Genomic DNA, 26645 nt, shown 5'->3' on the forward strand with positions numbered 1-26645 from the left:
GAAATAGGGAAGCGGATGGCTTCCCTATTTTTTTTGTGGGCAGCTTAGCTTTCATTGCCTTTGAAAATGAGAGTCGAGACAGACTCATGTTGTGTTCGGTTGGCTGGGAAGTAGCAGGAGAAAGTGCTGCCATGACCCGGTTGGCTGCGGATTTGAAGCTTAGCATCATGATGTAGCAACACATGCTTCACTATGGCTAACCCAAGACCTGTTCCTCCAGTTTTTGAGCCTCTTCCCTTGTCTACTCTAAAGAAGCGCTCAGTGAGTCTAGGAATGTGTCTAGGGTCTATTCCTAAACCAGCATCTTTTACAGAGAATACGCCATTGAGATGGCTAGATTCCCATTTTATTTCCACTTCGCCGCCATCCGGTGAGTACTTAATGGCGTTTACGATTAGGTTAGAAAAAGCGCTATACAGCTCTTTGTAAGAGCCGTAAATATAAGCTTCAGCAGGAATTTTGACAGAGATGATGTGCTGCTCAGTCACAATGGATTCCACGGCACTTTGAATCGAATGCACAATGTCTAAGACTTTGTGCCAGTGATTCTCTTCACGTTTTTCATCGCTTTCTAAACGAGATAAAAGAAGCAAGTCTTCAATAAGGTGCTCCATGCGCTCAGACTGCTCAGACATGTTCACTATGCCTTTTTGCATGCTTTTCGGCAGACTGTCTTTAAACATGTCGAGGGTTTCTAAATAACCTTTAATTACAGTCAAAGGTGTCTTGAGCTCGTGAGAGGCGTTGGCGACAAAGTCTTTTCGCATTTGTTCAAGAAGATGCAGGCGAGTGACATCACGGACAAAAATAAGGTGATCGTTTTTATCGTACAGTGTTGTTTGTATTTCCAGATAAACGCCTTCTTTTGCAGGGGATTTAATAACCAGTGGTTCCCCAAAGCGTTTCTGTGAGAAATAGCGGAAAAACTCCGGACTGCGAACGATGTTGGTGATTATCTGACCTCGATCTACAGGGCGCATCAGACCAAAGAAGTGAGCTGCAGAATTGTTCCACCACTCTAAATTGCCTTGGTTATCCGCCATAATCACGCCTTCTTTTAAGGCGGTCGTCGAGCTTTCGATTCGCGTTAATGCTTGGCGCATTCGACGTTTTGATTTACGTTGCTTTTTCTGCAAACGGTAAACGGCGTCAAAAACGTCTCCCCAAATGCCACTGGCTTCCGGAGGCGACGCCTTACTGGAATAGCGTAACCAGCTATGGAATTGATAAAGCTGGTACAGCTGCCAATACAAAGACCCTAAAACATACAGCAATAATACCCCTAATAACTGACCAATGATCAGGCCAATGACAATGCAAGCTGCAAGACCTGACAGCCAACTTAGTATGGTATTTCGCCAAATGTTTTTCATGCGGACCTTTTTGCTGAGAATCGGTAGCCTGTTCCTCGAACGGTTTGTATCAAGGAGTCGTGAGAGCTGCCAATGGCTTTGCGTAAACGACGAATATGAACATCAACGGTGCGTTCTTCTACATAGACATTACCACCCCAAACCTGATCTAGAAGTTGTGCTCTAGAGTAGGCGCGTTCTTGGTGTGTCATTAAGAATTTTAGCAATCTGTATTCCGTTGGCCCCATATCCAAAGGGCGAGCCCCTATTGTGACTCGTTGACTGATAGGGTCTAGCATTAGCCCTTCAATTTCAATCGGTTCATCAATGCCTTGAGGTGTTGCTCGGCGTAATACGGCTTTTAATCTCGCGACCAATTCACGAGGAGAGAAAGGTTTAGTGATGTAGTCATCCGCACCAACCTCTAAGCCTTGTATTTTGTTGTCTTCTTCACTTTTCGCCGTCAACATGATGACTGGAATTTCAGCCGTTGTGTTGTCTTTCTTCAAGCGACGAGTGAGTTCAATCCCACTGCCGCCAGGCATCATCCAATCAACAAGAATTAAATCTGGTCGATGGTCGACGATAATTTCGTGGGCTTGCTGAATATTTTCGGCTTCTAAATATTCATAGCCTGCCATTTCTAGAGCAATCGCGATCATTTCGCGTATTGAAGACTCGTCATCAATAATTAATACTTTTTTACCGGTCACAGGATCTACCCTCATCTCAGGAACGGTTTTATTAAAGCCGTCAAATGTGACAGTTTGGTTAAAATGTCACAACTTTGCCATATATTACAGAAAATAGCTTAAATTTAGACCAACGAAGAGGCAAAAGCCAATGCGGTTATTGTCTAGAAATGAGCGGAAGCAGGCGGCTTTAGCACGGCTCCGAGCCTGCTTAAATTGCAAATAAAATAACCCGGCACAACACACAAGAGCAATAAAATACGGCCAACCTAATCCAGCCAGTAAACCAACCCAAGTTAAGAGAGATAAAGTCAAACCTTGCAGACAAAGAATGATAAGCAGGTCGTGCTCCCCAAATAAGATGGCTGTCGATTTGATGCCGACTTTGAGGTCATCTTCGCGGTCTGTCATCGCATAATAGGTATCGTATGCGATCGTCCAGAAGCAGTTGGCAACGAACAGCATCCAAAGTATAGGGTCGCTTAAGTCTCCGCCTTGAGCACTGTACGCCATTGGTATTGCCCAAGAAAAAGCCAAACCTAGGAACAGCTGAGGTAAGTGAGTATATCGCTTCATAAAGGGATAAAGTGCAGCAAGGCCTAATCCGACAAATGACAATAAAATGGTTCGAACGTCAGTGAAAAGAACTAAAATAAAGCTTATTGCGCAAAGTGCTGCGAAAAGCGCGAGAGCTTCTTTTGCGGATACACGACCCGAAGGCAATGGTCGGTTCTTGGTACGTTCAACGCTGCCATCTACTTTTCTATCGGCATAATCATTAATTACGCAGCCAGCAGAGCGCATACTAAATACGCCCAAAATGAAAATAACAACGAGGTGCCAATCAGGCATACCATCAGAGGCGAGCCATAGCGCCCATAATGTTGGCCACATCAATAGCAAAGACCCGATAGGGCGATCGAATCGCGTTAGCTCTAGGTAAACTTTCAATTTATTCATATAAAACCAAATGGTGATTTTAGTTGGTTGATATCATCAAAGAAGGCTTCGTTGACCAAGATTCCCGCTCCGTATTGTTGAAAAACAGAACGTCTTGCCCATACGGTATTGGATTGATCTGGAAACATCTGTTTAGGCAGTTGTGTGACTTCGACGCCGCTTCTCAAAAGCGCTCTGTGTTTAAATAAATATCCACCTAGCGGTTTGTTTTTAAGGTGCTTTACTTGTCGCCAATGACCTTTTAAGGACTTAGCTGGAATAATTGAACGCGCATAAATAACACTGACACCATCAACCTTTAATAAAACGGTGCGAATTCGAGCGGCCTCACGAGGGCGCAAGCCAAGTCGACGCCTTTCTCGTGCTGTTGGCGTTCCCCAAGTGTCTTCAAGTACTTCAACCGTTAGTGTTCCCAGCGTTTGTAGTTTGGCTGTCAAAGAGGCTTTGGTAGTCAGCCAAGGCCAAAGAGTGGTTGGCACTTTTACCTTGTTGACTCTATGCACAGGCGCCCATCGATAGCCAAACTGCAAGGTCGCGGATTGATTCATCAAGGTCATAATAAGTTAGGCATTTATCTTGTTAATTAAAGACGCCATTTTATGCAACTCGGCTGATTTTTTGAAAACCTCTTTTTCGCAGTTTTCGACTTCTTCAAGTGTTAAGCCTATTTCATTGAGCACTTCAGGTTCAATATCGGCTTCGTGACGGAGCTGATAAGTCACGTAGAGCAGTTTGGCTAATACTGCGTGCTCTCCATAATAATGAGGCTTTTTGCTGTATCTGATGGCCATCCAAATATTGTCTGGCAAGCTCCAATAACGCAGTAGCCAAGATGCCAATTGTTCCTTGCTAAAATGCAGTATGTGCATTTCAGTGAACTCAGCCGCCAGATGCGCGTTAGCTTCTTGGTAACGAGATAGAATGGAAAAATGAGGTGGCAAAATAGCATTGATCGCAAGAAATCCGAAGTTGTGTAGCAAGCCTGCTAAGTAAGCATGTCCGAGCTTTGGGCGATCTTTAATTGGCATCGCTTTTACTAGGGATTCCATAAGCACGGCATTTGAAACAGAATCTAACCAGAAGTCTTCATAATGACGAGGCCCTTCTTCAGGCGTTTTAAAAGCGTTACCCATTGATAACCCAAGCGCTAAATTCATCACCATTTCAAAGCCGAGAACGCGAATAATGGCATCCTCTACAGACTCAATTGACCCCGGCGCTCCATAGTAAGGAGAAGACGCCCAGCTAACGACCTGTGCAGATAAACTTGGGTCTAATGCAATGACTTCGCATAGTTCGTCTGTTCCTGCGGACTTATCTGATGACAGTTTGATAATTCGATGGGAAGAAGCGGGCAAAGGCGGAATCTCTAATGTTTCTTCCAAACGTTGCTTGAGTCGTATTGATTGAAATTTACCAAGCGCTTGAAGAATCTGTTCTTCATCATTTTCGTGATTCTCGGTTGGTTTGTTGATCGCAGAAGTGTGAATAGAAATGCTTTCAAAGCGGTTAAGTGGGCCTGAAAACAGCTCTTTTAATTGGCTTCCTGTGATTTCTCGGTATTGTCCGCCGGCTTTGGTACGGATAAGAAAAGCTTGGTCATTTTCCAATATGCTGCTTTCTATAATCGTCATTACGCTGTTGGGTTTTATAAGAGCATCGCCCGATGGATGAAAGTGGGCAACGGGCTCTAAACGGCGTTTTGTAATGCGTGATACAGCAGCTATATCGAGCATGTTGCTTTCAGGGAAAAGAACCTGCAAACGACCAGAGTGATCTGCTAAATGCACCACTCGTATTCTCTGACTTTGTTGGTGGTCTGGTAAGGCTTCCATAAAGGTTCTCGATTAAAACTATCAGACATAAAAAAGCCCCTCGTCGGGGCTTTTGCCAATATACCAGATTTTAAAACGAAGTTTCGAGTTTCGAATTAATGATTTAGGATTTGGCTTAGGAAGTTTTGAGTACGATCATGCTGAGGATTGTTGAAAAACTCATTTGGCTCATTGGCTTCAACGATTTCGCCTGCATCCATAAATACAACTCGGTCGGCAACGGTTTTTGCGAAGCCCATTTCATGGGTCACACATACCATTGTCATACCTTCTTCTGCCAATTGGATCATAACGTCCAATACTTCCTTGATCATTTCAGGGTCAAGTGCAGACGTTGGCTCATCAAACAACATGATACGAGGTTGCATACACAAACCACGGGCAATCGCCACACGTTGCTGCTGACCACCAGAAAGCTGACCTGGGTATTTCAATGCTTGGTTAGCGATTTTTACACGCTCCAAGTAATGCATTGCCATTTCTTCAGCTTCTTTCTTTGGTGTTTTACGTACCCAAATTGGCGCCAAAGTTAGGTTTTCCAAAATGGTTAGGTGTGGAAACAGGTTGAAGTGCTGGAAAACCATACCAACATCTTTGCGGATCGCTTCGATGTTCTTCAGGTTATCGTTCATTTCAACGCCATCAACCAGAATGGTTCCTTTTTGGTGCTCTTCTAGACGGTTAATACAACGCGTCATAGTTGATTTACCGGAACCAGAAGGGCCACATACAACGATACGCTCACCCTTTTTAATGCTGAAATTGATGTTCTTTAATACGTGGAAATCACCGTACCATTTGTTTACATCGTTAAATTCGATGATTGCTTCTTCGCCCTGCGCAAGCTGAGCACGAGCCATATTTGTATTTGACATTATATAGACCTCAAATTCTTAACTAATTTCGCTTGTGCCCAGTTTCTAACTTACGCTCGATTCTCATACTGTAGCGAGACATACCAAAACAGGCCGCCCAGTAAATGAATCCAGCAAAGGCATAACCTTCTATTGTTGTACCTAACCAGCTTGAGTCATGTGTTGCTGCTTGAATCCTACCAAGTAAGTCAAACATACCAACGATATAAACCAAGGTTGTATCTTTAAACAAACCAATAAAAGTGTTCACGATACCAGGGATAACGAGCTTCAATGCTTGTGGCAAGATAACCAAAACCATTGACTGCCAGTAAGATAATCCCATCGCATCAGCGGCTTCATATTGACCTTTTGGAATAGCTTGCAAGCCACCACGGATTACCTCGGCCATGTAAGCGGCGGAGAATAAGGTAATACCAATCAATACACGCATTAGCTTATTAAAGTTCATACCATCAGGTAGGAACAATGGAATCATAACGGATGCCATGAATAAGATGGTGATCAGTGGAACCGCTCGAATAGTCTCAATGAATACAATACAAACAGACTTAGCAATCGGCATGTTTGATTGACGGCCTAAAGCCAGCAAGACACCCAGAGGAAGTGAAGCAACAATACCAATGACACCCAAAAGAGTCGTTAGGAATAAGCCACCCCATAGAGAAGTCTCAACAACTTCTAATCCAAGTACACCACCAGCAAACAAGAAGTAGGCAATGATAGGGTAGACAACAATAATCCCAATGGATAAATAGAGTTTATTGACAGATTTAATGGCGAAAGCACCAACCATTACCACCAATAGAATCAAGGCAATATTAATACGCCATGTTTCTTCTGATGGGTATAACCCATACATAAACTGTTCGAAGTAAACCCCTATAAATGCCCAACAAGCACCGCCGCCAGTACAAGCTGCTTTTGATTCACCTGTCCATGTTGCATCGATAATGCCCCATTGAATAATTGGTGGAAGCAATAGGTATAGAACATAAACACTAAACAGTGTCAGGAAAATATTAAGAGGGGACGACAATAAATTTTGACGAACCCATGCCACTGCACCGACCGAATTAACTGGTGGTGGGAGGCTTGGTGATGGTTTAAATATAATAGCCATGATTAGCCTCCTAGCGCTCTACTAATGACATTTTTTTGTTATACCAGTTCATGAACATGGAGATAGATAAGCTCAATGAACCATAAACAAGCATACAAAGACCAATGGTTTCTATCGCTTGACCTGTTTGGTTTAGTGTCGTACCCATAACAACAGCAACCAGCTCAGGGTAGGCAATAGCAGCACCTAACGAAGAGTTTTTCGCTAAGTTTAAATATTGGCTAGTTAATGGTGGGATGATAACGCGCAATGCTTGAGGCAATACAATTAAACGCTGAGTCAAATTGTCTTTTAAGCCTAAAGATCTTGCTGCTTCTGTTTGTCCCCAGTTAACAGACAAAATACCTGCACGGACGATTTCAGCAATGAAAGAGCCTGTGTAGGTGGATAGAGCTACAAGAACAGCGACAAACTCAGGAGGTAGAACCATACCTCCCGTGATATTGAAGCGACTTTTTTGTGGTAAATCGAACTCTATTGGAAAGCCTGCAACAGCAAGGGACAAAAAGGTAATCCCGATAATCAATCCTAAAGAAGTCCAGTAGGCTGGAAACCAAACGCCCGTTTTAGTTTGACGCTTCTTAGCCCAGATAATCACAGCGATAGAAGCAACAATAGACAAAATAAAGCCAGCGATTACAAGACCGAAGCCATCTTGAAAAATAGGGTTAGGAGAGTAAATACCGCGCTTATTTAATAGGAAGTCTGCAAACTCATAACTATTACGAGGTGCAGGTAGCGCCGCTAGTACCGCAAAGTACCAAAAGAACATTTGCAGTAGTAATGGAATATTACGCAAGGTTTCAACATAGACAGTTGCTAAACGTGCGACTAGCCAGTTTTTCGACAGTCGGGCAACACCCATGATGACACCAATGACAGTTGCTAACACAATCCCCATTAGGGAAATAACAACAGTGTTGATTAAAGCAACAACAAACGCACGACCATAAGAGTTTGCTTCTGTGTACTCAATCAAATGAATAAGAATGGGAAATCCGGCTGGCTGATTTAGAAATGTAAAACCAGTGGAAATACCTTGATTAGCTAGGTTGGCTTGTAAGTTACTGAATAGGTAATAACCTACGAAAACGACCACGGCTAGAAGCACTATTTGAAAGATCAAGGCACGGGTGCCTGCATCATGCAAAAGGCTTTTGTTACTTGAAGTTGTTTTATCGCTCATCTTAGTTCAGGCAAATGGAATGCTCGTCAGATGTGTAAGAAAGGGGGGAGAAATTCAGCGGCGATGAAAGATCGCCGCTGAATAAATACCCGAAGCAGGTTGCTCTAGGTATTAATAATTAACGTACTGGTGGCGCGTACATTACACCGCCTTCAGTCCATAGGTTGTTAATACCACGTGGAAGACCAACTGGAGTAGATGGACCAACGTTACGTTCGAATACTTCACCGTAGTTACCTACTTGTGAAATAACGTTGTAAGCCCAGTCTGCAGGAAGACCAAGTTGAGCACCCATATCACCTTCAGAACCTAGAAGACGCTTGATACCTGGATCATTTGTTTCACTTTTGATTTTAGAAACGTTTTCAGAAGTGATACCCATTTCTTCAGCGTTAACCTGAACGAACATTGCCCAAGTTACGATATCTTTCCACTGGTTGTCGCCGTGACGAACAACAGGGCCTAGAGGCTCTTTAGAAATAGTTTCTGGAAGAATCATGTGAGCGCTTGGATCTGCAAGCTTAGAACGGTGAGCAGCAAGACCTGATTTATCTGTAGTGAATACATCACAACGGCCAGAAGCGTAAGCAGCTAGTGCTTCGTCTGCTTTTTGAACAACAACTGGAACGTAAGACAATTTGTGCTTACGGAAGAAGTCAGCCATGTTCAATTCAGTTGTAGTACCTTGCTCAGTACACACTGTTGCACCATCAAGATCCAAAGCAGACTCAACGCCTAGATCTTTACGAGCCATGAAACCTTGACCGTCATAGAAGTTAACAGCTGTGAAGTCCAAACCTAGAGATGAATCACGAGTGTAAGTCCAAGTCGTGTTACGAGCTAGAACGTCGATCTCACCAGATTGTAGAGCTGTAAAACGCTCTTTAGCAGATAGAGGAGTGAATTTTACTTTTTGAGCATCACCAAAAATGGCTGCAGCTGCTGCACGACAAGCGTCAACATCGATACCAGTCCAGTTACCTTCAGAATCTGCGTTGGAGAAGCCTGGAACACCTTGGCTAACACCACATTGGATAAAGCCTTTAGATTTAACGTCATCTAGTGTAGCTGCAGTCGCTGCTGTGCTTAGAGTCGCTGCAACAGCTGCAGTAGATAGTATTTTACTAACATTCGATTTCATTATATTAAGCCTCCCGGGCATTTTTTTACATATGTTGTTATATTGCTGAACTTAACGTCAGATTTATATTATCTGTAGTGTTTATTAAGCAAACTTAGTGCCAACATTCTATTCTTCTTATTGTCAGATATATGTAGATGATTCCTCTACAAAGGACACTACATGCATCTATAGAATTACTCTTTTTCGCCATAGTCAAGCAGAAAAAATTATAAGCTACACGTAATCTGCACTTTTTTTGCGTATTTCTGAATGTAATTCTTATGTCTTTGATATTTATTTTTTCTGTAAAGCGTTAGTTTTCGGGGGATTAGGCTAATCGCTTAATTATTGTTCACAAGTGGTGCGAGATTTTTTTTAAAATGTTCCATTTTGTAGCAGGGGCGACTTTTTGCTTAATTCTGGTGCTTGTTTTTGGATTTGTTGCTATACCCTTACTAAATATATTGAATAAAGCTCTTTCCATAATTTGCAATCTGCATGATAGACTTAGGCATTAATTGAAGCTACGTAAGGAGATCCGTGTCAAATGGATAACTCAGTAAAACCACTCGATCGCTTAGACAAAAAAATACTTCGTGAATTACAGATAAATGGCCGTTTATCGAATGTAGAACTAGCGAGCCGCGTTGGGTTGAGTGCCACTCCTTGTTTGGAACGTGTTCGTCGTTTAGAGCGAACAGGTTACATTACGGGTTATTGTGCTTTGGTAAATCCGAAAAAGGTGGATGCTGGTTTGTTGGTCTTTGTTGAAATTAGACTGAAAACAACCTCTCCTGAGGGCTTTAATGAATTTAAAACAGCGGTTGCTGAAATTCCAGAGATTTTAGAATGTCACTTGATCGCGGGCGACTTTGAATATCTTTTAAAAGCACGCGTTTCAAATATGGACTCCTACCGTTTACTTTTAGGTGAAACATTGCTGACTCTGCCTCACGTTCGCGAGTCTCGAACTTATGTCGCAATGGAAGAAGTGAAAAGCACGACGGTTGTAAATATCCCATAATCCTGCCTGCGTGCTTTGCGTTTCCTTAAACCTTTTAGCTTGAGAGCTGTTCTAGTAGTTTTTTCAGCATTTTTGGCCCCATTCCTTTGACGTTAATAATCGCTCTTTCAGATTGAAAAGGGCGCTCTGTAATAATCCTCTCTAGTGCTTTTTTGGGAATCCCTTTTACCGCTCTTAATTCTGCTTTTTTTATTTTATTGATAAGGCAATGTCCGTCGCCTGAATCTACAAACTTGGAGTGGGTAATGGATTCTCTTGGCGAGGTTATTTGAGGTTCTATTGTGTTAGTTTCATGCTCACTGCTGTAGGCATCTGCTGCATCAGACATGGCTTGTGTCTGATAGAGGAAGTCGAAAAACACTTCATCAATCAGTGTGTACTCTAAACCATCCCATTCCCTTAATTGTAATGAGAGTTGCCAAGTTCCCGTGGGAGGATGTTGAAAGAGCAGGTCGTAATAGCAGTCGCTCAGGAAGTGTTGCCCTCTTAATTCTCCTATCGTTGTGGAAGCTAGAAGTACGCTTTGAGGTTCTCTGTTTTGTTGGTTCTGGGCACTAAAGGCGATTTGAATTGTGCCGCTCATGTTCAGTTCATCTCTATTGCTTCCAATAAAGTCTGCAGAAATCATCACTCGGTCGTTTTCTATTTTGTAACCGCATCCTTGTATTGATAATTCTGCACCTTGATTTGCTTGTTCTAAAAAAGACATACCAGCTCCTTGAGATGAATTGGCTTGAACAGAATGTAAGAAACTACCCAGTTCGATAGATTTTATGGGGATATCTTGAACATATCTAAGCAAATATAAAGCCAATAGCGACAAGGCTAGCGATGGGGAAAGGTCTATTTCAGAGTGAGTGTTAGACGTTTAAATACTGGTCATGATTGGGTAGCCATCTAGACAGAAGTGGGGAAATGCTTTCAGGGTACTGAGAATATAGAATCGAAGCGGCGCGTTGCACATCATCCAATAGACTTTTGTCTCTTTGCAAATCCGCTACTTTGAACTCCCACAAACCCGTTTGTCTTGTGCCTAGAAGCTCTCCTGGCCCACGTAATTCAAGGTCTTTCTCAGCAATTTTGAATCCATCACTGGTTTCTCGCATAGTAGAAAGGCGCTCTTTCCCTTGCTGTCCTAACGGTGATTTATAGAGCAGAACACAATGGCTGGCAGCTTGACCTCGACCCACACGCCCTCGTAATTGATGAAGTTGCGCTAAACCCAGACGCTCAGGGTTTTCTATGACCATTAAGCTTGAATTTGGAACATCAACACCCACTTCAATGACAGTGGTTGCCACTAAAAGCTGAATCTCACCTGCTTTGAACTTGGCCATAATATCGGCCTTTTCTTGTGCTTTTAGCCTTCCGTGCACCAAACCAATGGACAAGCCTTGTAATTGCTCTTGCAGTAATAGCGCTGTGTCCTCGGCCGCTTGGCATTGCAGCGCTTCCGACTCTTCGATCAAAGTACAGACCCAATAAGCCTGCTTGCCTTGCTCGCAGCCACTTTTCACTCGATCGATGACTTCTTGTCGGCGTTGGTCTGACACCACAATCGTATTGACAGGTGTTCGTCCTGGTGGCAATTCATCGATGATTGAGCAATCCAAATCTGCATAAGCAGACATGGCCAATGTGCGAGGAATGGGCGTTGCTGTCATGATTAACTGATGAGGTTGAAATCCGTGCTTCATGCCTTTTTCTCGCAATGCCATTCGTTGATGAACACCAAAACGATGTTGTTCATCAATAATTGCTAAGGCTAAACGATCAAACTCAACAGTGTCTTGAAAGAGAGCATGGGTTCCAACAACAATTTGTGCTTCGCCAGAGGCAATATCTGCCAGCTCTTTTTCCCGCGCCTTTCCTTTTAGTTTGCCAATCATCCATGCCACTTTTAAACCTAAAGGCTCAAACCATTGGGAGAAGTTTATGTAATGCTGTTCTGCGAGGATTTCGGTTGGCGCCATAATGGCAACTTGATAACCGGCTTGCACGACGGAGGCGGCAGCTAAGGCTGCTACTAAAGTTTTGCCCGAACCTACGTCACCTTGAACCAAACGTAACATTGGGTGACCAGTATTTAAGTCCGCCAGTATTTCGTGAAAAACGCGTTGTTGGGCATTGGTTGGTGAAAAAGGCAGTTGATTCAAAAGAGCTTGGCTTAGTTCACCTGCATTTGGCACCTTGATTGAAACGTCTTGCTTTGCCTTGATACGTTTGCCTATGAGCGAGAGTTGATGCGCCATGAGTTCTTCAAAAGACAAACGATATTGAGCTGGATGAGAGCCGGAGCGTAGTTGTTCTAAGTCAGCTTCGCGAGACGGATGATGCAAAAACAAGATTGCATCGCTTAATGGTGGCAAACTGAATTGTGAACGAATTTCTTCAGGAAGCCATTCTCGTAAATTGTAAGGCGTTAGGCGTTCTAACGCTTGCTCACAGAGTTGGCGGATCTTGGTTTGGGTCAAGCCTTCCGTAAGAGGGTAAATAGGCGTGAGCTGCGCGGACTCTTCCTGTGTTTCATCATCACCAATGACTTTGTATTCAGGGTGATAGATTTCAAAACCAGTGCTTCCTCTGCGAATTTCACCAAAGCAGCGAATGCGTTTGCCTGTCTCAAGCTGTTTTTTTTGCGCCGCAGAAAAGTGGAAAAAGCGTAAGCAAAGCGTGCCGGTGTGATCTTTGATCCGACAGAGCAAACTACGGCGTTTGCCCATTTTGATTTCGCAGCCAGTCACTTGGCCTTCGATAACGGCTTCGTCGCCAAAACGCAAATGGCCGATTGGCACCACACGGGTTCTGTCTTGGTAACGAATAGGCAAGTGGAACAGTAAATCCTGTACTGTGTGCAGATGCAATTTAGCCAGCTTTTCGGCCATTGCATCTCCCACTCCTTTTAGTTCTCGCACATCCTGTGCATCTAAACCGTCAATCATCTGAGCTTCCTACAGATTTAATTGCTTGCAAGCATCACGAATAGATTGGCTTACGGCTTCAATGGCTTTTGGACGGGGGAAACTCGCTCGCCATGCAAGTGCTACCGTGCGTTTCGGCGCTGGCGAAGCGAAAGGTCGAACTTCCAGCATTTCATGATCGATATTGGTGACAGCCGACTTTGGCAAAACGGTGACACCTAAGCCAGACGCCACCATGTAGCGGATGGTTTCTAGCGAGCTGCCATTGACGACAGTTCGGCCATCATCAAACTCACTTTCAGTCACAATAGGGCAGGCTTCTAAAACTTGCTCACTGAAGCAATGGCCTTTACCTAGTAACAAAAGATTGTCTGTAGATAGCTGATCGGTTTCTATGTTCTCTAGCTTGGTCCAAGGATGTCCTTTCGGCATGAGCACAACAAACTCTTCTTCGTAAATAGGTTGTGTTACGACATCAGGCTCGCGGAAAGGCAAAGCGACGATAATGGCGTCTAACTCGCCGTTACGCAGTTTTGGACGAAGGTTTTCCGTTAAATCTTCTTCAATTGACAACGGCATGCCAGACACAATTTTATGCAAAGAAGGAATCATAAAAGGGAAAAGGTAAGGGGCGATGGTAAAAATAGCACCGACTTTTAATGGCCCTTTTAGCTGATTTTTACCAGACGCGGCCAGTTCTTTGATCATGTTTGCTTGATCGAGAACGCGCTTTGCCTGAGTAATGATTTGCTCGCCAAGTGGCGTGATGTACACCGAACTTTTACTGCGTTCGAAAATAGCGGTACCCAGTTCATCTTCCAGCTTTTTTACTGCAACACTGAGGGTTGGCTGTGAAACATGACAGCTCTCTGCTGCTTGTCCAAAATGCTTTTTCTCCGCCAGCATTACTATGTATTTCAATTCCGTTAATGTCATAACTCACCTTTTTAAAGTAGGCTGATTCATTGTTAATAGCTATGATAATACACCATTCAATAAAGTATACTCGTTGATTCTGTTATTACTGAACATTTCTTGATTCATCCCGTGTTATTAAATGTTACGCGAAGACATCAACCATCACTCTGGAGGAGAAAATGGCAACAATACTGATCGCTGGTTGTGGTGATTTAGGTTCAGGGCTAGGTCATGAGCTTGTCTCGCAAGGCCATAATGTCATTGGTATTCGTCGAACTGGCGTGGAATTCCCTGCAGGTGTAATAGGTATTACTGGCGACTTGGTGACGATGGAAGACAGTGCTCTTCCTGATGCCGATATCATCTTTTTGATCATGACGCCTAAAGGGCGAACGGAAGAAGCGTATCGAACCGCCTATTTGGATACCGCAAAGGTGTTGATTCGTAGATATCAATCACAAAGCAAGCCACCGCAAGTATTGTTTGTTTCCAGTACGAGTGTTTATGGCGAAAGCCAAGGTGAGTGGATTGATGAAACAACGCCTGCGCAGCCTAAGTCCGCGACTTCAAGCGTTCTCCGAGAAACAGAGTTGGCGCTCACTTCGGTATTTCCGACTGTGGCCGTTCGCTGTTCAGGGATTTATGGCTCAGGGCGTTTTCGATTACTACAGAAAATAGAAAGTGGCGAAGACTGGGGGACGAACAGTTGGACGAATCGCATTCACCGCGATGACGTTGTGTCTGCTTTGGTGACTTTAGCTGAATGTGCTGTCGCTGGAAAAGCCTTACCTAATCAAGTAATCGTCACAGATCAAACGCCTGTTTCTATGTGGGAAGTGAAGTTATGGCTTGCAACCTGTTTAGGTGTCACGCCAGCGATCAAAAATAGCCATGATTTTATCCCAGCGTCAGGCAAGCGAATTCAAGGTCAGTATCTTTTTTCGCAAGGTTGGCGACCTCGTTATCCTAGCTATGTTTCTGGCTATCAAAGTCTATTGCTTGAATATAAAAACGAGAGCAATCTGTCTTAATAAGCATAGAAAAAGAGGCCGATAAAAGGCCTCTCTTTATGGTTTTCAATAGGCTGAAGAGATTAGTCTTCTAGCACCATGATACCTTCGATTTCAACTTGCACGCCTTTTGGTAAGGCGCGAACACCCATAGCAGCACGAGCAGGGTATGGCTGTTTGACAAATTGAGTCATCACTTCGTTAACTGTTGCGAAGTTGCCTAGATCTGTCATGAAAATATTGAACTTAACCACGTTTTCCAATGAACCGCCTGCTGCTTCACAAACTGCTTGTAGGTTTTTGAAAACTTGTGTTGTTTGCTCAACGATGTCTTCGCTGATGACTTCCATTGTTTCTGGCACCAAAGGAATTTGGCCAGAAAGGTAAACTGTGTTTCCAGCGCGAACGGCTTGAGAGTATGGACCGATAGCAGCAGGTGCGTTTTCTGTGTGAACAACTTGTTTTGGCATAATCAATATCCTATTTTGAAATGTTGAATAAGAGCGACTTGTTTAGCGCCCCACTATCGTCTCGCGTGATACTTTTTCGACACAACGTACGGCCTTGATTCGGCGCATAACATCGGCCAAACCAACACGGCTGGAAATGGTAATGTTCAAGCGTAAACGGCTGACTCGGCCACGTTCAATAATGTCTAGGTTTGAAACTTGGAAATCGGTATCGCTGATTGAGCTGGCAATTTTGGCGACGGCGCCTCGCTCATTGATATAACTCACGATCAAGCTGATATGTAATTCTTCTTCGATTTCCTTGCCCCATGCCATGTGAATAAAGCGCTCAGGGCTGGATAAATGGTCTTGAACATTTGGGCAATTCAAATGGTGAATGATGATGCCTTTGTCCACTTGGACGTAACCAACAATCGGGTCACCAGGTATCGGCGCACAACATTTGGCATAAGAAATAAGCATGCCTTCGGAACCGTTTACCTTAAAGGATTTAGGTGTTACCAAGGTTTCTTCATCAAAATTCGGGAATAGCTCTCTGGCAACCAAATAGCCAACATGGCGGCCTTTACCAATGGACTCTAATAAGTCGTCCATAGACGTCAGCTGGTGGTTTTCTAATACCTGCGCAATTTGCTCTGAGGTCAATTCGTCAATATTGGTTTTGAAAGCATTCAACGAACGAGTGAGTAGGCGACTACCAATAGAAATGGCGTTTTCACGTTGCTTGTCTTTCAAATAGTGACGAATGTTAGTGCGGGCTTTGCCTGTAATCGCAAAGCTTAGCCACGCCACATTTGGCTGAGCGTTATTGGCGGTAATGATTTCAACCGTTTGGCCACTTTCAAGTTGAGTGCTCAATGGCGCAAGGCGTCGGTTAATGCGACAGGAGATACAGGTGTTGCCTATCTCAGTGTGAACGCCATAAGCGAAGTCCACTGGAGTTGCGCCAGAAGGAAGCTCAATGATTTGTCCATTTGGCGTAAACACATACACTTCATCTGGGAACAGATCGCTTTTCACGTTATCGACAAACTCGACAGGGTTGCGCGCTTTTTGCTGAATTTCGAGTAGGCTTTTCACCCATTTTGTCGCACGGTCATGATTACTTGGCGTGTTGGAGGTGCCATTGGCTTTATAAGCCCAATGAGCCGCAATGCCGTTATTGGCGACGAGATCCATTTCTTCGGTGCGTATTTGCACTTCCATTGGAATACCATTCGTACCCAAAACAGTGGTATGAAGTGATTGGTAGCCATTGGATTTAGGGACAGCGATGTAATCTTTAAAGCGGCCTTCAATCGGTTTGAAGAGAGAATGGATAACGCCCAATATGCGGTAACAGCTATCGTGACGATCAGTCACAATGCGAACACCATTAACGTCCATGATTTCATTCAATGAACGGCGCTTTTTGTCCATTTTCTGGTAAATACTGTAAATGTGCTTTTCACGAACACTGATGCTGGCTTCGATATAATCTGCTGCCAACTCTGATCGAATCGTATCTTCAATCTTTTGAGTGTCCTTGATGCGTTGCTGACCATACATTTTATGGATGGCTCGCTGTAGCATGCGAGCACGCATCGGGTAATAAGCTTGAAAAGCAAGAGACTCTAACTCAACACGCACATTGTACATACCTAAACGGTTTGCAATTGGCGCGTAAATCTCTAGGGTTTCGCGGGCGATACGACGCTTTTTATTGGCCGGCATGGCGTCCAATGTGCGCATATTATGTAAGCGGTCCGCTAATTTAACCAAGATCACTCGAATGTCATCTGCCATGGCCATGGCCATTTTTTGGAAGTTATGAGCTTGTTTTTCGAGCTGGTTATTGAACTCAAGGTGAGTCAATTTACTAACGCCATCTACCAAGCTTGCGACACCTTCACCAAACTGTTCAGTGAGTGCTTCGCGGCTGATGCCGGTATCTTCTATGACGTCATGTAAAAGTGCTGCTGTCAGTCCATCACAATCCATTCGAAGTTCAGAGAGAATTTCGGCGACAGCGAGAGGATGGGTGACATAAGGTTCGCCACTTTTGCGTCGTTGGCCATCATGGGCTTGTTCGGCGTAATAGTAAGCGCGTTTTACCTTGGCAACTTGGTCGTAAGGCAAGTACTGACTGAGTGTCAGTGCTAAATCTTCAATGGTATACATCGCTCACCTCACAAAGGCAAAGTAGAAGTGCGACGGTTGTGCTATGAGCGACACCATTGAATTAAAACTCGTGAACTGGGCGTTTTTGTTGATCAACGTTTTCTGCGTTAATCAAGTTGTCAGCAATTTCACGTAGTGCAATAACCGTTACTTTGTCGCCTTCTAAAGGCACTTTCGCTTCTTCACCACCTGTCGCTAGTTGGCGTGCACGTTTTGATGACACCATCACTAATTCAAAGCGGTTATCAACGTTTTCTAAACAATCTTCTACGGTAACTCGAGCCATTTTGACCTCTGTATTCAGTTATCTATTTTTCCAAGGGTAATTCTACTTAACGGCTTCTTACAATGACAAGAGATCATTTATAAGATTGCCATGTTTTTGCTCGATAATCGGGGTTTTTGAGCGCATAGCCTTAAAAATTGCCCCCATTTGAGAAAGAGCTTCATCTAAATCATCATTGACGATGACAAAATCGTATTCGTTGTAATGGGACATTTCATTAACGGCCTTTGCCATGCGTCTTTGAATCACTTCTTCTGAGTCAGTTGCACGACCTTTTAAGCGTTCTTCTAAGGCTTGTAATGACGGTGGAAGAATGAAAATCCCTATGGCTTCAGGGTAAAGCTGACGGACTTGGCGAGCGCCTTGCCAATCAATTTCTAAAATCACATCTAAGCCTTGCTCCAACATATCGAAAATGGATGCTTTTGATGTGCCGTAGTAATTATCGAATACTTGAGCGTGTTCAAAAAAGGCGTCTTCCGCAATCATGTCCAAGAAAGATTCTGGGTCTGTGAAGAAGTACTCACGACCGTCTTCTTCACCTGTTCTTGGCGCTCTTGTGGTGTGAGAAATGGAAATGCGTACTTGCTGATCTTGCTTAAGCAAGGCTTTGTACAAGGTAGACTTACCCGCACCAGAAGGAGCCGATAAAATGAATAAGTTGCCTTTGTGTTTATCCATGAGCTTTTTTTGAACCCGCCATTTAATGTTTTTTTAATGACCCACCACTATAGCACAAAAATACTCCGTTCTTAGGAGGAGATTATTGTTTGTTTTTAGTGGATGGCATTCATTTTAATGGAGTGGGCTCTGGAGGGCGTTGCTCTGTTTGATCTGCTATTTAATCAGCAGTTATGAACTATACACTCTGACTCAGCTGGGTAGGCTTTTTGCTGAGCTTTCTTTAGGTAGGAAACGTAATTCGGCTACCTTTTAAACCTCAGCGATGAAGTGTCACCGACTGAGGTTTAAGGCATAACTAGGTAGTGTTTGATGAGGGATTATTTTATTAGCCCGACTTCACGGTAATAGCGTTCTGCACCAGGGTGTAAAGGCATATTCAAATCCAGTAAGGCTTTGTCTAGGGATATGTTGCTTAACCAAGGGGCGCTATCGTATTGAGCGGTAATTTTCTCCCAGAAGGTTTTTGTCATCTTGTAGATAGTCTCTTCAGGGATGTTTTTATTTGTACTGATACCAACTGTCACGCCTAAAGTGTATACATCATCAGAGTTGACTTGATTCTCTCCATAAGTGTTTTGTTTTAGTTGAGTAATACGGAACCCTGGATTTTTAGTTAATGCCGCCACACCTTCATTACCTTCCAAGTCATCTTTAGGAATACCTAGGAAACGAATTTTCTTGGTAAGAGCAATTTGGCTAATCGCAGGGCTAGGTGCGTTGGTTGGGTTAAAGTACACATCTAGATTTCCATCTTGAAAGGATTGGGCTGCGGCATCCCAACCTAATTTTACCGTTGTGTAATCTTCGTCGGCTTTATAGCCAGTCACGGCGTCTATCATCTGTACAACCGTGCGGCGTGTGGCACTACCTGGAGGACCGACAAACACACGTTTTCCCTTGATGTCTTGCATGCTTTCAATGCCTGAGTCTGCATAGACCACAGAGTGGTAGACTCCCATCGAAAAATTGAAAATGGTGCGAAGGTCTTTAGACAGCTCTTTAACCCCTTTAATTTTCTTATACATGGCAAGTTGATTGCTCATTAACTGATGAAGTATGGGAGAGCTCATGTAAAAGTCCGCTTTGCCTTTGGACACATCAAGTGCGTGCTTTGTGGCGGCTCCAGTTGCGTTAACCACAATGGAATATTCAGGCAAGTTTTTGTTGACGGTATTGGCAAAGGTTGTCATCACCATATAAGGGCTTGTTCCTGGCCCTAATGTGGACATTCGGAAAGTCTCTTTGGCAGCAGCGTGGCCAGAATTTAGTGACAGAACAGCAGTGCTGATTAAGCAAGTAAGAGTGAGTCCGACTTTTTTAGAAAATAAACGTTTCATAATCTAGGTTCTCCATTTTTTTATATTTATTTGGATCATTGGTTTTAGTTACGAGGTTTTTCTTTTCTCGCTTTTATAAGAAGAAAAAGTGCCGTGATTCCGCCCACACTTTGAATCCACCAGAAAGGCAGAATTGTCCCAATACCCACTATGACAAGCAGCAAACGTAGCCATCCTTTCGATGCAAACCCAGAAGCAATCAACACAATGGCAGCGGAAGTAGTCAGCAATGCTATTACTAATCCGACGATACTAAAGCTATCAACGATGAGTAATAGAGAGGGTTGGTATACGAAAGCAAACGGAATTAAAAACCCGATTGTTGCCAAGCGAAGAGCTGTAACACTGAGCGCAAGTGGGTTGGCTTTTGCAATAGGTGCTGCCGCAAAGGCAGCTAATGCAACAGGCGGTGTGACAGAGGACAAAACAGCGTAATACACCACAAATAAGTGCGCAGCGATTGTATCCACACCTAGAGCGGTTACCGCCGGCCCCATAACCAATATGATGATCAAATAGGCTGGAACTGTCGGCATACCCATGCCTAACACAAGACAGCCAATGGCCATAAGAACAAGAGATAAGAAAAGGTTACCTTCTCCTACAACTTGAATGGCTTCAGCGAATCTTAAACCCAATCCTGTATTATTCATCACAGCAATAATGATGCCGACAGAAGCGACAGCGATGGTAATGGTTGCACAAGATTTTGCACCGTTAACCACCATTCCTAATAAGCGCTTAGGCTGACGGAGTAAGTCGGGCTCAATAATAAGCCCTAGAAGTGTTGCACTAATCAATGCCCAGAAACCCGCCATAGCAGGGCTACTGCCTTGCACCATTAAAACAATAATAAGTATCAATGGGATCAAAAAATGAAGGCACTTAAGCTTATCTTTTAAGGTTAAAGTAATAACAGCGTCTTCTTTCTGAGGTCGCATGCCCAGATGTTTTGCTTCCGTAGAAATGAAAGCAAATAAACTTCCATAATAGAAAAGCGCAGGAATCAACGCAGCAAGGCAAATATTGAGATAAGAGATACCAGTAACGTCGGCCATGATGAAGGCAACAGCACCCATAATAGGAGGCATTAGCTGACCACCGCTGGACGCCGCAGCTTCTACCGCTCCTGCAAATTTGGCAGAGAAACCACGCTTTTTAATCATGGGAATAGTAATGACGCCAGTCCCCACAACATTGGCAACGGCGCTGCCAGAAATAGTACCAAACAGACCACTTGCCAGAACGGCAGCGTGAGCATCGCCACCCGCAAAATGTCGTGTCACTTTAAAGGCGAATTTTAATAAGACATCTCCAACACCCAGTGTTTCGAGCAAAGAGCCAAACAAAATGAAGATAAGAATGGTGGAGGTGACAACCGCAAGAGGACGGCCAAAAACACCATCAAAACTATACCAAACGGTCGTAAGAAGCTCGCTGAGATCAACGCCTGCGTGACCTATTACATCGGGGAAATAGTTTCCATATAAGGCATAAACGATAGAGGTCAAACACACGAGAACGAGAGGAAAGCCAACAACGCGCCTCATCATTTCGGCTAAGACCAATAAGCCCGCTACAGCATACAGAATATCAATGTTTTCTAGTTCGTATAAACCAGATTCAAGCTCTTCAGACACCCAATAATAGCGATAAACTGCCGCTGATATCAGGCATATTAGACATAAATCCACTAATTTACTTATCAATGAACTTTTGTTTTTAATGAGTTTTGCCGCAATGAGGATGATCACTGAAAGGCAAAAAGTGCCTACCCGAACGAGAGTGTCGTCATAAATACCCCAACCAGCAGTATAAATAACGGAACCAACCATCAATAGAAATAATGGGGCGATGATATATTGCCCGAGGGTTATTTTAGTTTGAGACGATGTTGATGAATTCATAACCTTTGCCTTTTATATTTATTATGCAAATGCTTAACAACCAAACTGAGTGTGAAGTCGGGTTTACCAATAGCCGAACAAATAGCCTTTTTTATGGGCGCTATTGGTGACGCTTGCCACAAACTCATTACTAACAGTCGTGCGGTTTTTTCGCTGCCTAAACCATTCGTGGAGTGCCGTTTGCATTTCCTGCCGGATGGTTTCGTACGCCTGATCTGTACCTAAATCGTTTTGTTCTAACGGGTCGTTTAGTAAATCAAACAGTTGTGGTTTGAAATGTTCATAATGCACATACTTCCAACGTTGACTTGCAACCATGACAGCACGAGTTTGATCAGGTGCCATGTCCAGTGTTAGTCGTGCTTGTCGCCATGCAAAATCTGCTTCACTAAAAGCGTATTGCCGCCAATTATCAGCGTCGGGATTATCTCCACGTAGGATTGGGAGAAGAGATCGTCCTTCTAGTGTATGGCTGCTTGAGTTTGCATCAATCAGGTCAAGAAAAGTAGGCAGCAGATCTATGGCTTCTACCAATCGGTTATCTTCTAAACCTCGTGTGATGTCGGCGCTTGGGCGAGGGTCATGAATAATCATGGGAATATGAGAGCTGGCTTCATGAAACAAATCTTTTTCACCAAGCCAATGATCACCAAGGTAATCTCCATGATCAGATGTCAGGACGATAACAGTGTTATCGTATTCTCCTGTACTTTTCAGAAACTCAATAAGGCGCTTTAAATGCGTGTCTAGCTGAGTAATCAAGCCCATATAGGTTGGCACGACGCGTTCGCGGACTTCATCCCGAGAAAAAGCGACGGACTCTTTATGACCCATAAAAGCCTCAATAACAGGATGAAGGTTTTCTTTTTCGGCTTCAGTCGCATTGCGCGGCAGTATATCGTTGATGCTGTACATACTGTTATAAGGGGCAGGCGCGATGTAAGGCCAGTGCGGTTTAATGTAGCTCAGGTGTAAGCACCAAGGAGCGCCTTTTGATTCTTGAATAAAGTCCATTGCTCTATTCGTTGTGAAAGCCGTTTCAGAATGTTCTTCTTTCACCCTAGCGGACAAATGAGCATTGCGCATGTACCAGCCGCTTTGAATTTCACCCTGCTCATCTTCGCCCGAATTAGCGTATTCGTGCCATGGATTGTGCCCTTCATAACCGAGTTTTCGGAGGAAATTATTATATCCAAGGTCAGGTGAGACACTTTGATCTGGGTGTAATCCGTCGTCTCTTTCGTAAGGCTCAAAGCCACATTCACTGACCAACACGCCTCTAGATGAATCAGGATCAACACCAAGACGCTCCATGCCTTCGACATCTTTTCGCATGTGAGTTTTGCCAACCAGTCCAACACGATAGCCATGAGGGCGTAAGTAATCACCAATTGTTTTTTCTGAAATTTTTAATGGCACATTGTTGTAGGTTGCGCCATGTGAGAGTGCGTAACGGCCGGTGTAAAATGACATACGAGAAGGGCCGCAAACGGGAGCTTGGGTGTAGGTCCGCTTAAAGTTGACGCTTTCTTTTGCCAAAGCATCAATAGTGGGCGTTTTAATACTTGGGTGTCCATTACAGCCAAGATAATCGGCTCGTAATTGATCTGCCATGATAAATAGAATGTTCGGTTTTTCAGCCATGATGTTTCAGCCTCTTATTATTTTAATGAGTTTTCTTGTCTTCAGAACACAAGAAACAATGCTGCTGATGAAATCCAATGACTTAGATCGATCAGTAATAAGCTATTAGTGGTCATGGTATGGGTAATTTAGATAAATAAATTATGGGGTTTCACTAGGTGAAATAGAGTGGTTGAAAAAGCTTTATGACGGCAAACGATCTGATATCTGTTTGGCTGCCAGCTGTAAGCGAGGCAGAAAAAGGGAGCGTATTTTTGACGCTTCAACATTTCCTTCTGGCCAAGCAACCGTTAAAGATGCAACGACTTTTTCTTGGTGAATAATAGGTACGGCAATCGCTTCTATGCGACGACCATCCGTTGAACCTACACCCCAATAATTGGCTTCCCGCTCTCCAAAACCTTGCGCTTTGGTTTTTTTTAAAAGTTGCTCAAGCCAAACAACATCATGGGCGAGGCGGCCTTCTTTGCCTCCAGCGGCTTTAATTCCTTTGATAATTTCGTCTTGTTCTGCTTTCGAACAAAATGCCAAGTAAGCGCGACCCAAAGCCGAGAAAAGCATCGCAGGCTTAATGCCTATTTGCTCTCTATTAAGAATAAAAGTGGCTTGTGGGCGGCTAGATTCAACGACTCGCATGGTTAAATTGTCTCGTACGGCAATATCTGAGGGCCATTGGAGATCGCGCTGCAAGTCTTTAATAATAGGGGAGGCCAGTTCGGCTAACGCAACAGAAGGCTTTTGTATTTCTTTGACTTGTTGCAGTGAGTAAGACAAGCGATATTGTGAATCGCCTAAAGACCGATAGACCCAGCCCGCTTCTTGCAGAGTTTTGAGTATACGTAAAAGAGTGGCTTTGCTAATGCCCGTTTCGTGATGAAGATTCGCCAATGACATCGGAGACTTATCTCTAAGCTTGTCTAGAACTTGAATGCCTCTTGCTAGAGCTTCGATTGACTTCACCATGCTATGTCCCTTTATTTATTTTTATTAGGAGTCATTGAGTTTTCTCAACGTACTTTTCAGCTTTAATCCATAAGATAACTGAAAGTTTCACCAAGTGAAATGCTAAAAACGTATTCGTATTTTGAGCTATAGAATCTTTTCCATTGTTAGAACGTAACCGTTACGTAAAGGAAAAATAATTATGACTCAACTTAACGAAACGCACGATCCTAGTCTTACGAGTTGGGTGCTCAGCGCCAACGAAGATGCCTGTGATTTCCCAATTCAAAATTTACCTTTTGCGGTATTTCGTCGACGAGAGAGTGACGAAGCCTTCCGTGGTGGCGTCGCCATTGGCGATCAAGTCGTTGACCTATCGGCAGCACAGATAAGCGGCGTTTTTTCTGGCTTAGCAGAGCGTGCGGCAAAAGCCTGCTCTCAGGCAACATTAAATGAGTTTATGGAAATGGGGACAGAAGCTTGGTCTGCTTTACGTCTTGCCCTATCGAAAGCGTTACGTGAGGGTGCTGAAGCACAAAATACCCTCGAAAACTGCCTTATTCCACAGGCAGATGTAGAGTTCACCGTGCCTTGTAAAATCGGTGATTACACGGACTTTTACACTTCGATTCATCATGCCACAACAGTTGGCTCTTTATTTCGCCCGGATAATCCATTATTGCCTAATTATAAATGGGTGCCTATTGGCTACCACGGTCGGGCCTCGTCTATTGGTGTGTCGGGGCAGAATTTCCACCGCCCAATGGGGCAAATCAAAGCTCCGGATGCGTTAGAGCCCATTCTCGCACCTTGTAAACGTTTAGATTACGAGCTGGAAGTAGGTATTTATATCGGTTCTGGTAATGACATGGGAGAGCCTATTTCCATTGATAATGTGGATGAGCATGTTTTTGGATTATGTCTTTTTAATGATTGGTCAGCCCGTGATATTCAAGCCTGGGAATACCAGCCTTTGGGGCCATTTCTCTCGAAGAGTTTTGCTTCCACGGTTTCTCCATGGATTATCACAACCGAAGCTCTGGCACCATTTAGAGCCGAGTGGACTCGCGACAGCACAGACCCTCAGCCGCTCCCTTATTTGGACTCGGAGCATAACCGTGCGAAAGGTGCATACGATATCCAACTTGAAGTGTTGCTTAAGTCAGAAAAAATGCGATCTAAAAATACTCCTGCCGTGAAGTTGTCTGAATCTAGCTTTATTTACTCCTATTGGACGGTTGGGCAAATGCTCGCTCATCACACTGTCAATGGTTGCAACTTACAGCCGGGAGACTTCCTTGGTAGTGGAACACAATCTGGGCCGAACCATGAAGAAGCAGGCTCACTGCTTGAACTTTCTATGGGTGGAAAACAGCCCCTAGAGCTGAAAAACGGAGAAACGAGAACCTTCTTGCAAGATGGTGACTCCGTCATTATGCGAGGCCGTTGTGAAAAAGAAGGCGCTAAAGCGATTGGTTTTGGTGAAGTCGTTGCAACCGTTTTGCCCGCTAAAGGTTAATTTGTTGTAAGAAGCGTTTATCAACAGATGAGCGCTTTGACTCGAAATGAAGTGTCATGATCAGCGCCTTGGCTGCCATGATTCAATTACAAAAATAAAATGACTGAAATTAAGAGAATATAATCATGATAAATATTAAGCAGATTCACCATGTTGCCTACCGCTGCCATGATGCCAAAGAAACCGTGGAGTTCTATCAAAAATACTTAAATATGGATTTTTTGGTGGCCATTGCTGAAGACCGAGTTCCTTCTACAAAAGCACCTGACCCTTATATGCACCTCTTTTTAGATGCAGGGCAAGGCAACATTCTGGCTTTTTTTGAGTTACCTAATTCCCCCAAAATGGGCCGTGATGAGAATACCCCTGAATGGGTTCAACATATCGCTTTTGAAGTGGCTGACCGTGAAGCGCTTATTGCTGCCAAAGAAGAATTAGAAGCCAAAGGGCTTGATGTTCTTGGTGTGACCAATCATGGCATCATTCACTCAATCTACTTCTTTGACCCAAATGGGCACCGTTTAGAATTAACGTATCGTTCAGGTACGCCAGAGCAAATGAAGCAACTAGCAGACGTCGCGCCTCTTATGTTGGAAGAATGGTCGAAAACCAAGAAAGCACCGAAGCATGCAGCCTGGTTACACGAAGAAAATTAAAAACCACAACATGCTATTTGG

The 26645-nt window shown here is 43.8% G+C and carries 24 protein-coding genes; 4 read left to right on the forward strand and 20 right to left on the reverse strand.

What is annotated here, in order from left to right; translation table 11 throughout:
• Window positions 1–44: 44 nt before the first annotated feature.
• The 9 genes from phoR to ACMUMQ_RS11525 all read right to left on the reverse strand — a co-directional run bounded on the left by phoR (window position 45) and on the right by ACMUMQ_RS11525 (window position 9164).
• Window positions 45–1373 (reverse strand): phosphate regulon sensor histidine kinase PhoR, encoded by a 1329-nt coding sequence (gene phoR / locus ACMUMQ_RS11485; RefSeq protein ID WP_414682133.1) that lies wholly within the window; start codon window positions 1371–1373, stop codon window positions 45–47.
• Window positions 1370–2065 (reverse strand): phosphate regulon transcriptional regulator PhoB, encoded by a 696-nt coding sequence (gene phoB / locus ACMUMQ_RS11490; protein WP_347983615.1) that lies wholly within the window; start codon window positions 2063–2065, stop codon window positions 1370–1372. The genes phoR and phoB overlap by 4 nt, the downstream gene beginning before the upstream one ends.
• 84 nt (window positions 2066–2149) lie before the next feature.
• Window positions 2150–3004, reverse strand: a complete 855-nt coding sequence (gene ubiA / locus ACMUMQ_RS11495) for a 4-hydroxybenzoate octaprenyltransferase (protein ID WP_414682134.1) — start codon at window positions 3002–3004, stop codon at window positions 2150–2152.
• Window positions 3001–3561, reverse strand: coding sequence for a chorismate--pyruvate lyase family protein (locus tag ACMUMQ_RS11500; protein WP_414682135.1), 561 nt, complete (start codon window positions 3559–3561; stop codon window positions 3001–3003). The genes ubiA and ACMUMQ_RS11500 overlap by 4 nt, the downstream gene beginning before the upstream one ends.
• 6 nt (window positions 3562–3567) lie before the next feature.
• Entirely contained in the window at window positions 3568–4839 is a 1272-nt protein-coding gene (locus ACMUMQ_RS11505) for an HDOD domain-containing protein (protein ID WP_414682136.1), read from the reverse strand.
• A gap of 95 nt (window positions 4840–4934) precedes the next feature.
• Window positions 4935–5714: an amino acid ABC transporter ATP-binding protein gene (locus ACMUMQ_RS11510; protein WP_347983611.1), complete on the reverse strand. Its 780-nt coding sequence runs from the start codon at window positions 5712–5714 to the stop codon at window positions 4935–4937.
• 22 nt (window positions 5715–5736) lie between these two features.
• Complete coding sequence (locus ACMUMQ_RS11515) at window positions 5737–6837, reverse strand: amino acid ABC transporter permease (RefSeq protein WP_414682137.1); 1101 nt, start codon at window positions 6835–6837, stop codon at window positions 5737–5739.
• A gap of 10 nt (window positions 6838–6847) precedes the next feature.
• Window positions 6848–8023, reverse strand: a complete 1176-nt coding sequence (locus ACMUMQ_RS11520; protein ID WP_414682138.1) for an amino acid ABC transporter permease — start codon at window positions 8021–8023, stop codon at window positions 6848–6850.
• A 118-nt stretch (window positions 8024–8141) separates the two neighbouring features.
• Complete coding sequence (locus ACMUMQ_RS11525) at window positions 8142–9164, reverse strand: amino acid ABC transporter substrate-binding protein (protein WP_414682139.1); 1023 nt, start codon at window positions 9162–9164, stop codon at window positions 8142–8144.
• Between the two features lie 529 nt (window positions 9165–9693).
• Here ACMUMQ_RS11525 and lrp point away from each other — a divergent pair.
• On the forward strand, window positions 9694–10170 hold the full coding sequence (gene lrp / locus ACMUMQ_RS11530) for a leucine-responsive transcriptional regulator Lrp (protein WP_317005503.1): 477 nt from the start codon (window positions 9694–9696) through the stop codon (window positions 10168–10170).
• Between the two features lie 34 nt (window positions 10171–10204).
• Here lrp and ACMUMQ_RS11535 read toward each other — a convergent pair whose 3' ends face one another.
• From ACMUMQ_RS11535 to ACMUMQ_RS11545, 3 genes are all read right to left on the reverse strand, one after another.
• Window positions 10205–10879 (reverse strand): ComEA family DNA-binding protein, encoded by a 675-nt coding sequence (locus ACMUMQ_RS11535; RefSeq protein ID WP_414682140.1) that lies wholly within the window; start codon window positions 10877–10879, stop codon window positions 10205–10207.
• A gap of 151 nt (window positions 10880–11030) precedes the next feature.
• Entirely contained in the window at window positions 11031–13112 is a 2082-nt protein-coding gene (gene recG / locus ACMUMQ_RS11540) for an ATP-dependent DNA helicase RecG (RefSeq protein WP_414682141.1), read from the reverse strand.
• Between the two features lie 9 nt (window positions 13113–13121).
• On the reverse strand, window positions 13122–14027 hold the full coding sequence (locus ACMUMQ_RS11545) for a hydrogen peroxide-inducible genes activator (RefSeq protein ID WP_414682142.1): 906 nt from the start codon (window positions 14025–14027) through the stop codon (window positions 13122–13124).
• Between the two features lie 161 nt (window positions 14028–14188).
• Between ACMUMQ_RS11545 and ACMUMQ_RS11550 the strand changes: the two genes are divergently transcribed.
• Window positions 14189–15040, forward strand: coding sequence for an NAD-dependent epimerase/dehydratase family protein (locus tag ACMUMQ_RS11550; protein ID WP_414682143.1), 852 nt, complete (start codon window positions 14189–14191; stop codon window positions 15038–15040).
• A gap of 62 nt (window positions 15041–15102) precedes the next feature.
• Here ACMUMQ_RS11550 and ridA read toward each other — a convergent pair whose 3' ends face one another.
• The 8 genes from ridA to ACMUMQ_RS11590 form a co-directional block, all read right to left on the reverse strand.
• Complete coding sequence (gene ridA, locus ACMUMQ_RS11555) at window positions 15103–15489, reverse strand: deaminase RidA (protein WP_347983602.1); 387 nt, start codon at window positions 15487–15489, stop codon at window positions 15103–15105.
• 42 nt (window positions 15490–15531) lie between these two features.
• Window positions 15532–17649 (reverse strand): RelA/SpoT family protein, encoded by a 2118-nt coding sequence (locus ACMUMQ_RS11560; protein ID WP_414682144.1) that lies wholly within the window; start codon window positions 17647–17649, stop codon window positions 15532–15534.
• Window positions 17650–17710: 61 nt separating this feature from the next.
• Complete coding sequence (rpoZ, locus tag ACMUMQ_RS11565; RefSeq protein ID WP_414682145.1) at window positions 17711–17935, reverse strand: DNA-directed RNA polymerase subunit omega; 225 nt, start codon at window positions 17933–17935, stop codon at window positions 17711–17713.
• Between the two features lie 57 nt (window positions 17936–17992).
• A complete protein-coding gene (gene gmk / locus ACMUMQ_RS11570) occupies window positions 17993–18616 on the reverse strand; it encodes a guanylate kinase (protein WP_414682146.1) in 624 nt (207 codons plus the stop codon).
• Window positions 18617–18936: 320 nt separating this feature from the next.
• The gene (locus ACMUMQ_RS11575; RefSeq protein WP_414682147.1) at window positions 18937–19956 is read right to left on the reverse strand and encodes a TAXI family TRAP transporter solute-binding subunit; all 1020 of its coding nucleotides are present in this window, start codon (window positions 19954–19956) and stop codon (window positions 18937–18939) included.
• 44 nt (window positions 19957–20000) lie between these two features.
• The gene (locus tag ACMUMQ_RS11580) at window positions 20001–21863 is read right to left on the reverse strand and encodes a TRAP transporter permease (RefSeq protein ID WP_414682148.1); all 1863 of its coding nucleotides are present in this window, start codon (window positions 21861–21863) and stop codon (window positions 20001–20003) included.
• 63 nt (window positions 21864–21926) lie between these two features.
• The gene (locus tag ACMUMQ_RS11585) at window positions 21927–23507 is read right to left on the reverse strand and encodes a sulfatase-like hydrolase/transferase (RefSeq protein ID WP_414682149.1); all 1581 of its coding nucleotides are present in this window, start codon (window positions 23505–23507) and stop codon (window positions 21927–21929) included.
• 183 nt (window positions 23508–23690) lie between these two features.
• Complete coding sequence (locus tag ACMUMQ_RS11590) at window positions 23691–24470, reverse strand: IclR family transcriptional regulator domain-containing protein (protein WP_414682150.1); 780 nt, start codon at window positions 24468–24470, stop codon at window positions 23691–23693.
• A 181-nt stretch (window positions 24471–24651) separates the two neighbouring features.
• Here ACMUMQ_RS11590 and fahA point away from each other — a divergent pair, with 181 nt between their 5' ends.
• Window positions 24652–25968, forward strand: a complete 1317-nt coding sequence (fahA, locus tag ACMUMQ_RS11595; RefSeq protein WP_414682151.1) for a fumarylacetoacetase — start codon at window positions 24652–24654, stop codon at window positions 25966–25968.
• 125 nt (window positions 25969–26093) lie between these two features.
• Window positions 26094–26624: a VOC family protein gene (locus tag ACMUMQ_RS11600; RefSeq protein ID WP_414682152.1), complete on the forward strand. Its 531-nt coding sequence runs from the start codon at window positions 26094–26096 to the stop codon at window positions 26622–26624.
• The last annotated feature ends 21 nt before the right edge of the window (window positions 26625–26645 follow it).

The sequence above is a fragment of the Marinomonas algae genome, from assembly GCF_047525555.1.
Lineage (GTDB): Bacteria > Pseudomonadota > Gammaproteobacteria > Pseudomonadales > Marinomonadaceae > Marinomonas.

Bases quoted from the DNA above. Each gene is read 5' to 3' on its own strand.
- phoR (WP_414682133.1), bottom strand. From the start codon at position 1,373: ATGAAAAACATTTGGCGAAATACCATACTAAGTTGGCTGTCAGGTCTT.
- ubiA (WP_414682134.1), bottom strand. From the start codon at position 3,004: ATGAATAAATTGAAAGTTTACCTAGAGCTAACGCGATTCGATCGCCCT.
- ACMUMQ_RS11500 (WP_414682135.1), bottom strand. From the start codon at position 3,561: ATGACCTTGATGAATCAATCCGCGACCTTGCAGTTTGGCTATCGATGG.
- ACMUMQ_RS11505 (WP_414682136.1), bottom strand. From the start codon at position 4,839: ATGGAAGCCTTACCAGACCACCAACAAAGTCAGAGAATACGAGTGGTG.
- ACMUMQ_RS11510 (WP_347983611.1), bottom strand. From the start codon at position 5,714: ATGTCAAATACAAATATGGCTCGTGCTCAGCTTGCGCAGGGCGAAGAA.
- ACMUMQ_RS11515 (WP_414682137.1), bottom strand. From the start codon at position 6,837: ATGGCTATTATATTTAAACCATCACCAAGCCTCCCACCACCAGTTAAT.
- ACMUMQ_RS11520 (WP_414682138.1), bottom strand. From the start codon at position 8,023: ATGAGCGATAAAACAACTTCAAGTAACAAAAGCCTTTTGCATGATGCA.
- ACMUMQ_RS11525 (WP_414682139.1), bottom strand. From the start codon at position 9,164: ATGAAATCGAATGTTAGTAAAATACTATCTACTGCAGCTGTTGCAGCG.
- lrp (WP_317005503.1), top strand. From the start codon at position 9,694: ATGGATAACTCAGTAAAACCACTCGATCGCTTAGACAAAAAAATACTT.
- ACMUMQ_RS11535 (WP_414682140.1), bottom strand. From the start codon at position 10,879: ATGTCTTTTTTAGAACAAGCAAATCAAGGTGCAGAATTATCAATACAA.
- recG (WP_414682141.1), bottom strand. From the start codon at position 13,112: ATGATTGACGGTTTAGATGCACAGGATGTGCGAGAACTAAAAGGAGTG.
- ACMUMQ_RS11545 (WP_414682142.1), bottom strand. From the start codon at position 14,027: ATGACATTAACGGAATTGAAATACATAGTAATGCTGGCGGAGAAAAAG.
- ACMUMQ_RS11550 (WP_414682143.1), top strand. From the start codon at position 14,189: ATGGCAACAATACTGATCGCTGGTTGTGGTGATTTAGGTTCAGGGCTA.
- ridA (WP_347983602.1), bottom strand. From the start codon at position 15,489: ATGCCAAAACAAGTTGTTCACACAGAAAACGCACCTGCTGCTATCGGT.
- ACMUMQ_RS11560 (WP_414682144.1), bottom strand. From the start codon at position 17,649: ATGTATACCATTGAAGATTTAGCACTGACACTCAGTCAGTACTTGCCT.
- rpoZ (WP_414682145.1), bottom strand. From the start codon at position 17,935: ATGGCTCGAGTTACCGTAGAAGATTGTTTAGAAAACGTTGATAACCGC.
- gmk (WP_414682146.1), bottom strand. From the start codon at position 18,616: ATGGATAAACACAAAGGCAACTTATTCATTTTATCGGCTCCTTCTGGT.
- ACMUMQ_RS11575 (WP_414682147.1), bottom strand. From the start codon at position 19,956: ATGAAACGTTTATTTTCTAAAAAAGTCGGACTCACTCTTACTTGCTTA.
- ACMUMQ_RS11580 (WP_414682148.1), bottom strand. From the start codon at position 21,863: ATGAATTCATCAACATCGTCTCAAACTAAAATAACCCTCGGGCAATAT.
- ACMUMQ_RS11585 (WP_414682149.1), bottom strand. From the start codon at position 23,507: ATGGCTGAAAAACCGAACATTCTATTTATCATGGCAGATCAATTACGA.
- ACMUMQ_RS11590 (WP_414682150.1), bottom strand. From the start codon at position 24,470: ATGGTGAAGTCAATCGAAGCTCTAGCAAGAGGCATTCAAGTTCTAGAC.
- fahA (WP_414682151.1), top strand. From the start codon at position 24,652: ATGACTCAACTTAACGAAACGCACGATCCTAGTCTTACGAGTTGGGTG.
- ACMUMQ_RS11600 (WP_414682152.1), top strand. From the start codon at position 26,094: ATGATAAATATTAAGCAGATTCACCATGTTGCCTACCGCTGCCATGAT.